9 protein-coding genes and 1 pseudogene are annotated in these 14,655 nt (G+C 57.6%); 8 read left to right on the forward strand and 2 right to left on the reverse strand.

Annotated elements, in window-relative coordinates:
• The first annotated feature begins 4 nt into the window (after positions 1-4).
• Positions 5-1,315, forward strand: coding sequence for a tyrosine-type recombinase/integrase (locus NKI61_RS10045; RefSeq protein WP_352839285.1), 1,311 nt, complete (start codon positions 5-7; stop codon positions 1,313-1,315).
• 271 nt (positions 1,316-1,586) lie between these two features.
• Positions 1,587-2,643: pseudogene (locus tag NKI61_RS10050) on the forward strand (IS256 family transposase).
• A gap of 277 nt (positions 2,644-2,920) precedes the next feature.
• On the opposite strand, the gene NKI61_RS10055 reads toward NKI61_RS10050, so the two are convergent.
• Both NKI61_RS10055 and NKI61_RS10060 read right to left on the reverse strand, forming a co-directional pair.
• Complete coding sequence (locus NKI61_RS10055; RefSeq protein WP_352839286.1) at positions 2,921-3,154, reverse strand: hypothetical protein; 234 nt, start codon at positions 3,152-3,154, stop codon at positions 2,921-2,923.
• A gap of 27 nt (positions 3,155-3,181) precedes the next feature.
• Positions 3,182-4,228, reverse strand: a complete 1,047-nt coding sequence (locus NKI61_RS10060; RefSeq protein ID WP_352839287.1) for a Y4kA family protein — start codon at positions 4,226-4,228, stop codon at positions 3,182-3,184.
• A 337-nt stretch (positions 4,229-4,565) separates the two neighbouring features.
• Between NKI61_RS10060 and NKI61_RS10065 the strand changes: the two genes are divergently transcribed.
• From NKI61_RS10065 to NKI61_RS10090, 6 genes are all read left to right on the forward strand, one after another.
• Positions 4,566-6,884, forward strand: coding sequence for a S8 family serine peptidase (locus NKI61_RS10065; RefSeq protein ID WP_352839288.1), 2,319 nt, complete (start codon positions 4,566-4,568; stop codon positions 6,882-6,884).
• A gap of 61 nt (positions 6,885-6,945) precedes the next feature.
• A complete protein-coding gene (locus NKI61_RS10070; RefSeq protein ID WP_352839289.1) occupies positions 6,946-8,025 on the forward strand; it encodes a hypothetical protein in 1,080 nt (359 codons plus the stop codon).
• A 381-nt stretch (positions 8,026-8,406) separates the two neighbouring features.
• Positions 8,407-9,255: a hypothetical protein gene (locus NKI61_RS10075; RefSeq protein ID WP_352839291.1), complete on the forward strand. Its 849-nt coding sequence runs from the start codon at positions 8,407-8,409 to the stop codon at positions 9,253-9,255.
• A 275-nt stretch (positions 9,256-9,530) separates the two neighbouring features.
• On the forward strand, positions 9,531-11,219 hold the full coding sequence (locus tag NKI61_RS10080) for a patatin-like phospholipase domain-containing protein (RefSeq protein ID WP_352839292.1): 1,689 nt from the start codon (positions 9,531-9,533) through the stop codon (positions 11,217-11,219).
• Between the two features lie 13 nt (positions 11,220-11,232).
• Positions 11,233-13,536: an AAA family ATPase gene (locus NKI61_RS10085; RefSeq protein WP_352839294.1), complete on the forward strand. Its 2,304-nt coding sequence runs from the start codon at positions 11,233-11,235 to the stop codon at positions 13,534-13,536.
• Between the two features lie 2 nt (positions 13,537-13,538).
• The gene (locus NKI61_RS10090) at positions 13,539-14,567 is read left to right on the forward strand and encodes an HNH endonuclease family protein (protein ID WP_352839296.1); all 1,029 of its coding nucleotides are present in this window, start codon (positions 13,539-13,541) and stop codon (positions 14,565-14,567) included.
• The last annotated feature ends 88 nt before the right edge of the window (positions 14,568-14,655 follow it).

Below are 14,655 nucleotides of genomic sequence, written 5' to 3' on the forward strand. Positions count from 1 at the left end.
ACGAATGCCCCTCTCTGACGTGAAATGTCGAAATGCCCGCCCTGCTTCCAAGCTCGTGAAATTATCTGATGGGGGCGGGCTGCAGCTATGGGTACAGCCCACGGGCTCTCGCCTCTGGCGGCTCGCCTACCGCTTTGACGGCAAGCAGAAACTGCTCGCGCTGGGCAGCTATCCCCTTATCTCTCTCGCCGAGGCACGGGAGGCGCGCGATGACGCTAAAAGGCTCCTGCTAGCTGGCGTCGACCCTGGAAAGGAACGCAGCTTGCGGAAGGCCGATTCGGCAAAGGACTCCTTTCGCTCAATCGCGGACGAATATGTTGACAAACTAAAGAAGGAGGGACGTGCGGACCGGACGATCAGCAAGGTCAAATGGCTGCTCGACTTTGCCTATCCGATAATTGGCGACAAGTGCATTCGGGAGATCGACCCGGCCACCATCCTTACCGCCCTCCGCCGCGTGGAGGTTCGCGGTCGATACGAGTCGGCCAGGCGACTGCGCTCCACGATCGGCAGCGTGTTTCGATACGCAATCGCGACCGCACGCGCCGAGACAGATCCGACCTTCGCCCTCAGAGGCGCACTCATCAGTCCGACCGTAACGTCTCGCGCCGCGATTACCGACCCGAAGGCGTTGGGCGGTTTGCTGAGGGCGATCGATGCATTTGACGGACAGCCTACAACCCGGGCCGGTCTGATGCTGATAGCGCTGCTGTTTCCCCGCCCCGGGGAGCTTCGCGTCGCTGAATGGGAAGAGTTCGATTTTGAAAGCTCGGTGTGGACCATCCCGGAAGCACGCATGAAAATGCGACGGCCGCACCGCATACCCCTATCAAAGCAGGCGATCAGCGTCCTGACTTCACTCAGGGAAATTTCTGGTGGTGGATCGCTGCTGTTTCCTAGTGTTCGATCGGCTTCACGTCCGATTTCCGACAATACGCTAAACGCCGCACTGCGTCGTATGGGTTACGGCAAGGAAGAAGCTACCGCGCACGGCTTTCGAGCAACGGCATCAACTCTGCTGAACGAATGCGGCAAGTGGCATCCGGACGCCATAGAGCGGCAGCTGGCCCACATTGAGAACAACGACGTTCGGCGCGCCTATGCCAGGGCAGAGCACTGGGAGGAGCGCATCAACATGATGCAGTGGTGGGCCGATTATCTGGATGAACTCAAGAGCAAAAACCCGTGGGCGAACTCAACCGAGGGACGCCGCAAACCTGCTGTCCATACAATAACGCGACCATCCACTTTGAACCCAACAGCGGCCGTTCATCAAACGCCGATACAAATCTCCAACCGCCGGAAATCATACTGACCGTCGAAAGACGCCGAAAGTCGTCGCCAAGTCGTAGGCCCGGAGGGGTCAACTTTCTTTCCAGGACACTATTAAGGTTAGCGGATGATGACGGTTGGTTTGGGGCCGGGGGCCGGTCGTGTCCCATCAGGTGGTGTAGCTCGGCGGTAGCGAAGCCGCTCACGAGCGCGCCGTTAGTAGCGCTGTAGCGAGCGAGCGGGGTGTGGGTGGTCATCGGCGCTTTCCGGTAGGGTTTGGTTGTTGACGCCAACCCATTTCGGAAGGACCACCGATGACCGACGACATGATGAACCTGCGCACGCTCGTGGAGAAGACCCCGGATGCCGATCTGCTGCGGGAGATGATCGGCTTTGCCGCCGAGCGACTGATGGAAATGGAGGTGGGCGCGGCCACCGGCGCCAGCTATGGCGAGAGAACCCGCTGCGGCTCGCCCAACGCAATAGCTACCGCGACCGGGACTGGGAGACGCGGGCCGGCACGGTCGAGCTGCGCATCCCGAAGCTCAGGAAGGGAAGCTACTTCCCAGGTTTCCTCGAACCGCGCCGCATGGCCGAGAAGGCGCTAACCTCGATCGGCCGATCGAGGGTGATTGGCCATACCTGTGGATCGACGCCACTTACCTGAAGGTCCGCCGCGGTGGGCGGATCGTCTCGGTCGCCGTTATTATCGCCGTCGGCGTCAACGCGGACGGCCGGCGCGAGGTACTGGGCATGGAGATTGGCACCTCGGAGGCCGAGCCGATCTGGACAGAGTTCCTGCGCAAGCTGACACGTCGCGGCCTGCGCGGCGTCAAGCTCGTCGTCTCCGATGCTCACGAAGGCCTCAAGGCGGCCGTCACCAAGGTGCTGTGCGCGACATGGCAGAGGTGCCGCGTCCATTTCATGAGGAACGTGCTGGCCCATGCCGGCAAGAGCGGCCGCAGGGTCGTCTCAGCCTTCATCGCCACCGCTTTCGCCCAGGAAACGCCCGAGGCCGCGTCCGTACAATGGCGCGCCGTCGCCGACCAGATCCGGCCGAAGGTGCCGAAGCTGGCGACAATCATGGACGACGCCGAGCCCGACGTGCTGGCCTACATGACCTTCCCCAAGGAACATCGCGCCAAGCTCCACTCGACGAATCCGATCGAACGTCTCAACGGCGAGATCAAGCGGCGCACCGAGGTCGTCGGAATCTTCCCGAACGACGATGCGATCGTGCGCCTCGTCGGCGCAATCCTGCTCGAACAGAACGATGAATGGGCAGTGCAGCGGGCCAGATATATGACTCTGGAAACGATAAGCCAGATGAGCGATGATCCCCTGATCAGCCTGCCAGCCGTGGCGCGCTGATCAGCCCGGCCATGCCTGAGAGCACGGCGACTAAATGCCGCCAGCTACACCACGCCGCGGGACACGATCTTGGGGCCGCAAGCCGACTGGCCGCTCCCGGGGTCCGATTTCCGATAACGGACGTCCAGTTAAGCTGACCAGGGCAAGCCCGCTGCTCAAACCAGCAATAGCTGCTCATAACGATGAAACTCGACAGTGTTTGACCGTACCTTTTCGCACAGTTCAGCCGCCCTCAAGGGTAGTACTATCGAATGGGCAAAGGACGTGCGCGATAAATCTACTTCCCTTTCTTGGGCTTTGGACTCGGCTTAGGGGTTGGAAAGGGATGGAGGACGTCGCCGTCAGGGTTCGCTGTTGCCGCGACATTCTGGTAGATCTTTTCTAACTCTGAACTGACCCGGATAGCCAATCGCGAAGCCGACACCTGGTCAATGAATCTCTTTTTGAATTTCTCGTTTGCTGCCATCTGAGTCATGGCCTCAATAAATTCCGCGGCGTCGAACGATGCCATCTGACCCTCCGGTTGGCGTAGAAAACCTTAATTGTACGTCACGATTGTCGAGAGACGACGGAAGTCATCTCTGAAATTATCTTCCTTGGCACGATCGAGATTTCGATTTCCGGTTTCGATCAATGGCTTAGCCCCGGGCAAGGCGAGACGTCCGTATTCATCCGTCACAATGGTCGACGGTTTGCTCGAAAGGCTCAAGTCAATGATGATTGTGTGGACGTCCTGCCTATAGTTCTTGCTGGTCAGACCTAAGCTTGCGAGCCTCCATCCCGTGCCTTCCGCATTGATGCTGGTCGATGGAGATAGATCGCCCTTGGTCTTCGTAGTGAACGTTATCGTGTCAGTCATATGCGCGGTCTTCCAGTCGTCCTTTTCGCCGCCCAAATTCCCGGTCTCATTTTGAACGAGAAAGTCTTCGATCAGATTGTGCATCCGAAGCGCTCCAGTGCTCGGAAACAGGTGGTTGGTTGCACTGGTATAACTCTTTTCCGGCAACTTCGACGTAGGCGTCACTCTGTTGAAATTCTTGCACAGTCCTTCTGGTGTTTTGATCGCCAACGACTCAAAGGTGTCGAAGACGCGGAACTGCCGTTTACCTTGGCGTGTGCGCGTGCTGCCTATATCGATGCCAATCGTATTGGTCCGGCTGGTGAATTCGCCGAGAACGGAAGCCGACAATCCAGAATCGTTCTGGAAAGTACCGTCCAACGAAAAATCATAGCTTATTAAAACGTTACGATAGAAGTTAAAGGCGTTGCGTTCCCGCTTGGGTTCGATTTGATTGAGATTAAGCGCGTAAAAGTTTTCTCGATTACTCAGCAGCCATGCCGCAGTCTCAGAGCCGTCCATGCCTTCATATCGCACTCGCTTCCCGTATGCCTTGAAGCGCTCTATGAGCCAGAGATCCTGAGCCGCATATCGCGCGTCGCATCGGACTTGGGTCGCAATGTCACGGCTGCTGTAGCCCGTAACATCGTCGGGCAGTGGATAGGCAGCACACCCACCAAGCATAGGCATAGCCAGCCAAACCCATCGAACTTTGCCCATTTTTCCCCAGCCTCCCCAACCAGCCATTTACTGCGACCTACTGGGAGAATGATTTGATCCTCTTTTTTTAAGAAAGTAAAATTGATTTTCTGCCCTCCCTGAGCCGATCAGATCTACAAATGCGGTCTAGCGACGAACTTGAAGCCACAAGCCAAACGAATTTGTTGCAGATACTTATGGAGAAAAAGGATCTTAGGCGGCCCTGCCCACTACCGAACTTGACCTTGCAGAGAGGCGAGAAGTGAATATAGTGTTTGCTGGCATTAGGGTCGAACTCGACCCTGTTCAAGATCCTGCTTTGCATACTGCGGGATAACGCGACGACCACTTCGTCTTTCAATGATCCTTTTCGAGAAGTCTGCGGATGACACAAACACTCAAGATCTACGATGTCGATCGCAAGACGATCGAGGCGAGGCCTGGCGCACGGATTCTCGCCACGTACCCTGCTTTCCTCGTGGCGCAGGTCGATGACACGGCCGTCGACGCCGTCCGCCAAGGGCGACTGACCGAAGACATCAGCGACCAATACGTCATCGATGGCGCCGATGGAGCTATCGACACGAACATCCCGCGCATCGCAGCGACGGGTGAGGCCAAAGCCCATCCCCGATATCGCGGCGCGCCGACGCTGCCGCCGGGGCCGCATCACTATCTGGTTCAGTTCGTCGGTCCCATCAAAAAAGCCTGGCTTTCCGCTGTTCGCGGCGCCGGGGGTGAGATCGTCGCGCCGTGGTCGGGTTTCACCATGGTCGTTCGCTTGGACCTCAAGTCTGTGTCCAAGGTGGCCGCTCTGCCTTCCGTGCGATGGATGGGCCACCTGCCTTACTCGGCGCGACTGTCGCCGCAGGCGACCGGCCGCAAAGAGGGAAAACCCGATCCGCTGACCCCGCGTTCGCAGTATCTGCCGGGTGCCTATGTGATACAGTTCTTCCGCAGAGACTTGGCTGAAAAGGCGCTACCCAAGGTTCGCCGTCTCGGCTTCGAAATTCTCGATTTCCCACCGAGATCTCCCGTGATGATTGTGCGCGCCAAGGCTTCTAGCAAGGGAAAGGATGACCGCCTTGAGGTGCGGTTGCGTGACTTGTCGCGGGTCCACGGCGTGCGGAACATCGCGCCGCAATCGGTCCGACGCACGACTAATGACCAGGCTGCGGTGATCATGGGGTCGGCGGCCAGTCTGGCCGCGGCAAACGCCAGTGGCCTTGGTCTCGCGGGCGCGGGCGAGATCATCGCGGTGTGCGACACCGGTCTCGACAACGGCGACCCCAAGACAATCCACCCGGATTTCAAAGGCCGCGTGGTTGCCGTCAAGAGTTATCCCATGGGGGCTTACTACGCGCCCTACGTCAAGAATCCGGGCAGCGATGATGGTCCAGCAGACCTTAATAGCGGGCACGGTACGCATACCTCTGGCTCGGTACTTGGCGATGGCACCGGTAGCACAAACCTTCCCGGCTTGGTCGGCCCGGTCCGCGGGCTTTCCTATAAGGCCAAATTGGTCTTCCAGGCTGTCGAACAGGAAATGAAGTGGAAAGATCCCAGCTTCAATGAAAAGCCCGGCCGCTACCTGCTGTCCGGTCTGCCTGCGGACCTTAAAACACTCTTCGCCTGGGCCTATCAGCAGGGCGCACGCGTTCACTCCAACTCCTGGGGCGGCGGCGATCCCGGCGCTTATGATGATCAGTGCCAGCAGCTCGATCAGTTCGTTTGGGATCATCCCGATTTCTGCATCCTGTTCGCGGCCGGTAACGACGGCTCCGACCGAAACGGCGACGGCGTTGTCGATCCCGGAAGCGTCACCTCACCGGGTACGGCCAAGAACTGCATCACTGTCGGAGCGAGCGAGAACAACCGCCCCGGTTCGCCGGGGACTTACGGAAAATATTGGCCTGCCGACTATCCGAGCCCACCACTTCACAACGACCCGCTTGCGGACAATCCGAATGAGATGGCGGCTTTCTCGAGTCGGGGGCCAACAGCCGACAACCGTATTAAACCAGATGTCGTCGCGCCGGGCACTTACATTCTGTCGACACGCTCGCGTGTGGTGGCCTCCAACCAGTGGGGCTACGGTCGCTTCGGTTCGTCGAGCCTTTACATGCTCGACAGCGGCACCAGCATGGCCACGCCATTGACGGCCGGTGCAGTGGGCCTCATCCGCGAATACCTGCGCAAGAAAGCCAACATCACCAGCCCGTCAGCCGCGCTCCTCAAAGCGACCCTGATTGCGGGTGCGGTCAGCCTAAACGGCACTCAACGCCCCAATAACGACGAGGGACACGGGCGGGTGAACCTCGACGCAGTGCTGACGCCTCGCCCGCCGCTGAGAAACCTTTTTTACGAGGGAGCCGGCCTCACGACCGGCAACCAATTGGAACGTATCCTGACCCTGGGGCCAGCCTCCGGTCCGCTTCGCCTGGTTCTTGCCTATTCCGATTTCCCGGGACCTCGCCTCGTCAACAACCTCAACGTGATCCTGACAGGACCCGACGGTGTCAACCACTTGGGCAATGCAGCCGCAGGAGCCACCCAGTTCGACGCTGCCAATAACGTTGAGGTCATCGACATCGGAGTGGCGTCCGCTGGCGACTGGCGCGTCCGGGTCGTGGCTTCGAACGTACCCAACGGTCCGCAACCTTTCGCGCTAGCCGTGATAGGGTCGGCAGTCTGGGCTGCTTGACCCGCCGGCCTTGCGCGGTTTTTACACAGCAGGCTTTGCTGCCCGGAGATGAGGAGTGACAATGCCCGAACTCCATCAAAGCACACAAGAGAAGCACTGTCCCAAATGCCAAAGTACAATTCCGGACAAGGCGGTTGTTTGCCCGATTTGTCGTTCTGATATAGGACGAAAAGCGGAAACAACACGCGACCGCTTTATAAACGCAGCGAAGTTTGTAAAGGACTGGATAGGATTTCCTGCGGCAGTCATAGCCGCTGCAGCGTTAATTGTGCCAATTCAAGGAAATATTCTCAAGTTACTACGTCAGGACGGCGCAGTCCTAAAGCTTGAATTTCTTAGACCCGATTTTATAAACATCGGACTCGACGACACGCCTGCTTCGTCTCAAGTCGACGAGGTATTCAAACATATTCCATTCCTAAGGTTCACCCTCACAAACAAGGGGCTGTCTTCAGTAACGGCGCGTCAGGATTTTGCGTGCTCAATAATTGGCGAAAATTCAGAGATAACTACTGGCCATTTCTATCTGATAGATATTAATACACACAAAAGGATACTTGACGACGTAAAGCTCGACGCGGGAGGATCAACTTTCATCAATGTGGCACTGCGAGATATGGGGCCGCAGGTGGACGGGTACGGCGCAACCAACGGCCCAAACACCTGTGACATTGATTACTCGGACAAGTATGGCAGCAACACGCTTGTCGTGGATGACGGGGACGTCCTCAGCTCACTTATGTCGCTCGAGCGTGCCGACGATAGTCGGATAGAGTCGAGGGCAAAATATTGCCCCGACATGGTCAAGGGCATAACTCTTGGAGGTGAGCCAATAGACTGTGTCGATCAAGACCACCTACTCGCAATAGAACCCGTCTATTTTTGGGACCGCGCACTTGAGCGCGCCTTAAGGCAGTCAAGTGAATTTCAGAAAACCGCACCAGCTGCGGCAATACGCACGCCCGGCTTAGTTCTCGTGGACTGCGCACAGCGAAACTGTGCTGAGAAAAAGTCAGAAATGATGCATGCATTGAACCACTTCACGCCCAGCGTTGCCGTTTGGGTATGCGCTCCATCAAAAACAGATTTGAAGAACGAGAAGGAATGCGCAAAGACAGAATTTCCTCTTACCTCACCTTAACGCCGAAAGACGGCTAGTGGTGCGAACATCCTGCTTGCAGATCGGGAAAGAGCACTGAGTTCATTGGTCTCTGAGGTTTGTGGATGCGGGCCTGATCGCGGACGTTTAGAGTGTGATGCAACTGAGGGGTACGGCGCGATGAAAGCATTATTGTTGTATCGATTTGGCTCGGCATCGCCGCATCCACTGCGCAAGCGGCCGACGTAAAAATCGGCAATTGGAATATTCAGACACTTGTCTACCAGGGAGATACCGTAACAGTTTTTCCAGGCGACTACAGGCGCGAAGGCAATGACTACACAGACTTCAAGCGCTGGAGCGATATGGTCAGCGCTGACGTAATGTTCCTGCAAGAAGTGACGAGCCCTGCGGCATGACGCGGTGTTTCCTGTCGCGGGCGGTTGGCGACATTGCATAAGCGGGCAGTTCGCGGCGGCCGAAGGTTTGGCTGCATCCCCCATTTGCACCGCGCAAGGTATGACCGCCCAAAGGCCGACTGGAGCCACTCGGACACAATACACCGCTGTCGCCTTGCGCCCTGGATCCCCACTCAAGATCATTGCGACGGCGGACTACCCTGCTCTCGATGTCAAATTTCTAGACGGCACAGTTCTGCGCGACATTCGCTGGGGATTGGATGGGACTCTCGGTACCAATGGCGCCGGTCGACTTCGCGTGTTGGACGTTCATCTTAAGAGTGGTTGTTTCGACGATTTTGTCGACCACAGGACATGGCAGGACGATCCGGCCAAGGGGACGCCGGCCAATCGAGCGTGCGATACACTAGGACAGCAGATGTACCCATTGCGGAAATGGATCGAAGCCCGAGAAGCCTCGGGAGAGGCATGGCTGGTGGTTGGCGACTTTAATCGTAGGTTGGATGCACAACCAGGCTCGAAACCCGACGAAATCTGGACCGCTTTGACCGGGTACGCGCCCAATGCAAGCGGCGTCGACAAGGACGCGCGGCCTGACATTTTGATGCTGCGACAGCCTTATGAAAATATGTCTTCGTGCTGGCGTGAGTTTCGCAATCCGAACCCCACAACGATTGCCAACTCAGATGACTACAATATCCTGCCGATAGAATTCTTCCTTTATGGGACAAAGGCAGCTGCGGCGATCAAGCCGAATTCTGAGGAACAATTTTCGTGGCCTTCGCCAGTTCCCATCGACAAGCAGCGCCTTTCAGACCATTGTCCGAGTTCGCTTCACATCAGATTTGACTGAATGGTAAATTTCTGTTGTCGCAGTAGCGTGCGTTAGGATCCTGGAGGGCCGTTCTCTCCAACGTGCGATAGGCCGAAGAATTACTGGCTAAGTTTCTTCGGGCGCCAACCAGTCGGCAGCGCAATGGTCGGCACTTATACTCATCTAATTCTTCCTTTGCTCTAGCCTGACTGCCGATCTTCCATTAGCTTTCCGTAAAATGGAGTCCCTGCAACCAAACAGGTTCGAGCATGATCACTGGAGCTAGCGCGCCATCGCAAGAATGTGACGTGGTCATGAAGGGCGGGATCACCTCGGGCGTGGTCTATCCTAGGGCGCTGCTACAATTGAAGGATCGGTACCGCTTCCGCAATATCGGCGGTGCGTCCGCGGGTGCCATCGCCGCAGCTGTCGCCGCCGCGGCTGAGTTGGGACGCGATAGTGGCGGCTTTGACCGGGTCGCAATGATCCCGGATGAGATGGCAAAGCACCTGGGCGACCTGTTTCAGCCATGGCCGAAACTGCGCGCGCTACACCGAGTCTTTGTCGCTATCGCCGAAGGTGGGCTGAAGGCAGCTATCTGGCCTGTCGTTTCTGGCTACTGGCCATGGACGGTGGGTGGTTTGGCGATCGGAATACTTGCCGTCTTGATGGCAGCGTGGGGCGGCGCGCCGTTAGCGTTCGCTCTGACGATTGGCCTTATCGCGGTGGTACTAGGCGCACTTACACTGCTTGCCTATGCTATCTACTGCGACATCATGAAGGGGTTCCCAGAGCACGACTTCGGGCTCTGTCCCGGTCGCACCCAGCCAGGCGCACCTTTCGATGCTTTCTCCGACTGGCTCGCGATGGTGGTTGAAGAGTCTGCTGGCCGCAAGGGTCCTTTCCAGGCTGGACACAACCCACTGACCTTCGGCGATCTCGCAGCGGCATCCCCTCCCATCACCCTTCGCATGATGACGACTAACCTGTCCCTGGGGCTGGGTCACGTGCTGCCCTCTCTGGGCGACGGCAACTACTTCTGGAAAGAAGGCGAGATGCGGCGACTGTTGCCTGATTGGATCGTGGACTATATGGCGTCCATTTGTGGCGACCCCGATCAGCGCTCGGGGCTACGCAAATTTCCATCGCCCGATCTGCTACCAGTCGTACTCGGCGTTCGAATGAGCCTCAGCTTTCCAGTGCTGATTGCGGCGGTGCCGCTCTACAGAATCGATTTCACCGAGGACCTGTCGGAAGGCGAGGAGGCGAAACCGAAGCGCGTTCTGTTCAGCGATGGTGGCATTTCCAGTAACTTCCCAATGCAGTTCTTCGATGCGCTGCTGCCTAGCCGGCCCACATTCGGCATTTCCCTCGGCGACTATGACGAAACCCGCAAGGCAAGGCGTGTCCACCTGCCTATGAAAGTTAGTGATACAAACTGGTTTCCCATCGGAAGCTGCCGTTCGCTGCCAGCCTTCGCCATGTCTATCCTCAACACTGCCAAGGATTGGCAGGATCGGCGACTTGCCGGCCTGTCCGGCTACCGCGAGCGGATCGTGGACATTTATCTCAAGGAAACCGAAGGCGGGCTCAACCTGAAGATGGAGCCGACCACGATTGCCGCGCTTGCTGATTTCGGCGATCGGGCAGGCGCTCTGATGGTGGGGCAGCCGAGATCTAATGACGTGACGGCGTTTGACTTCAACGACCATCGCTGGCGACGGTTCCTTATCGCATACTATCAAATTGAACTGTTGCTTGAGGAGGTACGAGGAGGCTGGGGCGACCCTGCCGATCCTACAAGTTTTGCCGCAGCGATCAGCGGACTTATTGATGGTCCGCCTTCGTACAAAGGCTCGACGAAAGCGTGGCGACGGCAGGTATGGGATCGCATGGACCTGCTGATGACCCGCACGCGACACGACTTTGAGCCTCCGTTGCGACACGAGGAGGGCGCCATTCCAAAGCATAAAGCCAGGTTGCAGATCGTGCCTGAAGCCTAAGGAGCCTCGGTAGATGCGTTACGTGGACCGCAATTCGGTTGATGTGCCGGCGTATTTCAGATCAGACACCGCTCAATCGGCGCGTGGCGTCCTCCATAGCTTTCTCTCACAATCCCCTGAGCGACTAGTTCAGGAGCGTGCGCCAATCCTGAACGGTGCGATTGAGAGCAGCACCATCCTCGAAACCCTCACGAGCCTATTCAAAGGCAAGTGCGCCTTTTGCGAATCGCGATTACCTCTCAAAGCGCACCGCTTTCGGCCGCCGGCCGACGCGTCGCCCTCTAAGGACGGCAAGCTCTCGCATCTATACTACGTGTGGCTCGTCGACGAATGGGCGAACCTCTATCCAATCTGCGAGTCCTGCCATCCAGAGCCAGGGCAATTCTTTCCAGTATGGGGACGCCGTGCCCCGTTTCCGGACTTGAAAATGACGACAGGTAGGGGTGCTGATGATGGATCGCTGCAAATTGAAAAACCGCTTTGGCTCGATCCCTGCGCCGACAGCATCTCACCCCATCTGACGGTTCGACCTGACGGCGCCTTCGAGTCAAAGAGTCGCCGCGGCACGGCGACGATCGCGGGCTTTCACCTCGACCGGCCAGCATTGGTGGCAAGCCGGACGCGCGCCTTTGCGTCACGGCTCGCTATCCTCGCCCAGATTGTTGAAGGCACGAGTTTCGATACGTTGCCACCCGAAACAGATCCGTTCGATTTCGATGTCGGCGAACATAGCGGCACTTGGAACTTACTCCTGCACGACCTATGCGCAGGGATATCCCGGCGCGTTCGGCAACCAGGCCCTAGCGCTGGCACACCGGCTTTTTTTGGCTGGCTAGCGCAGCGTGCAGACGGCAGGAAACGCCTTACCGAGTCGATCAACGCATTGAGTCGGGTGGCGGGCAAAGCCAGGCAACCTAAAAGCCTCGAAGGTGATGCCGCCGCCCTCCCCGCCGTATCCGGTCCGAAATCTCTTGCCTCGGTACGGGTACGCGATTTCAAAGGTCTCGCTGACCTGACAGTCAAAATCCCAAAGCCCACAATCCAGGAGACCTCATCAAACGAATCCAGCCGTCCCGTTCCCTCGCTCTTGATCCTTGGCGAAAATTCCGCTGGGAAGAGTTCGATCCTCGAAGCGCTAGCCCTCGCCATGATTGAGGAGCGGACTCGACAAGCCTTGAAGCCGAAACCTGCGCGCAAATATGTGCTTGATCCGGCCTATATGGGCGACCAACAGGCTCCACCCCGTCCGAGGGCAATTATCGACATCACGTTTCAGCCCGATGGCCGACGGACGCTCGATATCACCAAGGAGGGCTTCTCACTAACGAGCATGCCGCACACGCCTCAGGTCTTCGCCTATGGCGCCTATCGGCATTACCTGGAGGCCGCTCGTCCGCCAAGCTCGGTCGAAACACTCTTTCATTCCAATTGGGTGTTGAGCAATCCTGAAAAGTGGCTGCTCCGCTTGCCCCAATCGGACTTCGACATGGTCGTCCGAACCTTGCGCGTCATCCTCTCTATCGAAGGCGACTTCGAGGTGATCGAGCGGGAGCCTTCCAACAAACGCTGCATGATGGTGCAATCTGCCGATACGCCCGGCACAGCAACGCTGCGCGCACCGCTCGACACGGTCTCGTCCGGGTACCGATCAGTGCTTGCGATGGCTTGTGACATCCTCAGAGGCCTAATGGACAAGAAGCTCAATCCCGGTTTCGTTAGGTTTGAGGACGCATGTGCACTTGTACTAATCGATGAGGTTGAAGCTCACCTTCACCCACGTTGGAAGATGCAGATTATGCGGGCGCTGCGCAAAGCCCTTCCCAACGTTACCTTCATCGCCACTACCCACGATCCACTTTGCCTGCGCGGCATGGCTGATGGTGAAGTGCTTGTGTTGCAGCGAGTTCCGGTGGCTGATCGCCAGGGCGACGATCTGCCGGTCATGGTGGAATCACTTGTCGAGTTGCCGGTTTCCAACCTGACCATCGAGCAGTTGCTGACGTCGGACCTCTTCAGCCTGTTCTCGACTGATAGTCCCGATACGGAACGCAAGTTTGCAGAAGTCTCTGCTCTGCTCGCTTTGGCTAAGACTGGCAAAACGTTGGAACCGGAGCAGCAGAAAATCGTCGATGCGTTCTTGAAGGATATCACTCAAGCGCTGCCCATCGGCGCCACCGATGTACATCGGTTGGTACAGGAAGCCGTCGTTGAATATATGAACAAGCGCCGTCTGGAATCCAAACCCAAGTATGCGCGCCTTGAAAGCCTCCGCCAGGAAACCAAAACCAAGATTCTTGCTGCCCTGAGGACTGTTTAGCCATGCGCGCCGTCGATCGTGGCAATGAGCCCGCGCCAAAGGGTCTATCCAAAACCGACGATATTGGGAAAACCGAGTTCGATAGGGCGTTGGCGAACTTTGCGCTGCCTAAACCCGATGCATTTGAATTCAAAGCCTACAAGGATGAGGAGGTGAGCCGCCGGCTCGAGACCCTGTTTCACGGAAAATGCGCTTACTGCGAAAGCTACTACTCCAGCACTGCACCTGTAGACATCGAGCATTTCCGGCCCAAAGGCGCTATCGAGGGTCAAACGGGCCCCGGCTACTGGTGGTTGGCGATGGAATGGACCAACCTCCTGCCTAGCTGCATCGATTGTAACCGACGCCGCAAGCAGATCACGCCCACATCTACAACTGACCTCTTGAGTATGTTCGACCGCCAGCTGCGGGAGGCCAAAATGCGCCCAGTGCTGAGCGGCAAAAAGGACGCGTTCCCCATTGCTGGCACCAGAGTGCTCTGGGAGCAACCCAAGCCCAATGGCGTGCCACCGTCTCTTGCCGGCGAACGGCCTCTCCTCCTCAACCCCTGCTTCGATAAGCCTGAAGAGCACCTAGTCTTCCACAATGACCCTGACGCGCTGATCAGCCTCGTGTTGCCGGTGGGCAAGACTGCAGCTGCCGCCTCGGCCGAGCAATTGCCTGCGGTGAGCGTGGCGCCAGGGGTGGCAACGGATGGGACAGCGCGCAAGCTGAGCGAGCGCGGTGCTGTTTCAATCCAAGTCTATGGCTTGAACCGCCTCGGGTTGGTGCAGGCGCGCACGCGCGTGCTGCGCCATCTCGATTTCCTCTCCGAACTGGTACTCGACATGCTGGATCTGGCCGAAACCCATGCGGGTACTCTAGAAGAGCAGAACCCGGGGGCGGCTGCCCGCGATCCAATTGTCAAAGGGCTCAATCATCTCGCCGGGCGCATCTTGGATGAGATGAAGAACCTTGCCAAACCGGAACAGCCTTACTCGGCGGTTGCGCAGGAGTGGCTGAGGCATTTTGAGATCAAGTTAGAAGGGTAGCGGTAGTGTGCTGAAAGTTCTGCAAATTCGCTGAGAGGGGGCGGTCATGGCAGGCTGGTGATTGTTCACGTCACCTGATTCCCGCGAA

This window comes from Mesorhizobium sp. M0514 (assembly GCF_040321145.1).
Classification (GTDB): Bacteria; Pseudomonadota; Alphaproteobacteria; order Rhizobiales; family Rhizobiaceae; genus Mesorhizobium.

What these genes read in the sequence shown, in the direction of transcription:
- NKI61_RS10045 (WP_352839285.1), top strand. Translation starts at nt 5, where the DNA reads ATGCCCCTCTCTGACGTGAAATGTCGAAATGCCCGCCCTGCTTCCAAG.
- NKI61_RS10055 (WP_352839286.1), bottom strand. Translation starts at nt 3,154, where the DNA reads ATGGCATCGTTCGACGCCGCGGAATTTATTGAGGCCATGACTCAGATG.
- NKI61_RS10060 (WP_352839287.1), bottom strand. Translation starts at nt 4,228, where the DNA reads ATGGCTGGTTGGGGAGGCTGGGGAAAAATGGGCAAAGTTCGATGGGTT.
- NKI61_RS10065 (WP_352839288.1), top strand. Translation starts at nt 4,566, where the DNA reads ATGACACAAACACTCAAGATCTACGATGTCGATCGCAAGACGATCGAG.
- NKI61_RS10070 (WP_352839289.1), top strand. Translation starts at nt 6,946, where the DNA reads ATGCCCGAACTCCATCAAAGCACACAAGAGAAGCACTGTCCCAAATGC.
- NKI61_RS10080 (WP_352839292.1), top strand. Translation starts at nt 9,531, where the DNA reads ATGAAGGGCGGGATCACCTCGGGCGTGGTCTATCCTAGGGCGCTGCTA.
- NKI61_RS10085 (WP_352839294.1), top strand. Translation starts at nt 11,233, where the DNA reads ATGCGTTACGTGGACCGCAATTCGGTTGATGTGCCGGCGTATTTCAGA.
- NKI61_RS10090 (WP_352839296.1), top strand. Translation starts at nt 13,539, where the DNA reads ATGCGCGCCGTCGATCGTGGCAATGAGCCCGCGCCAAAGGGTCTATCC.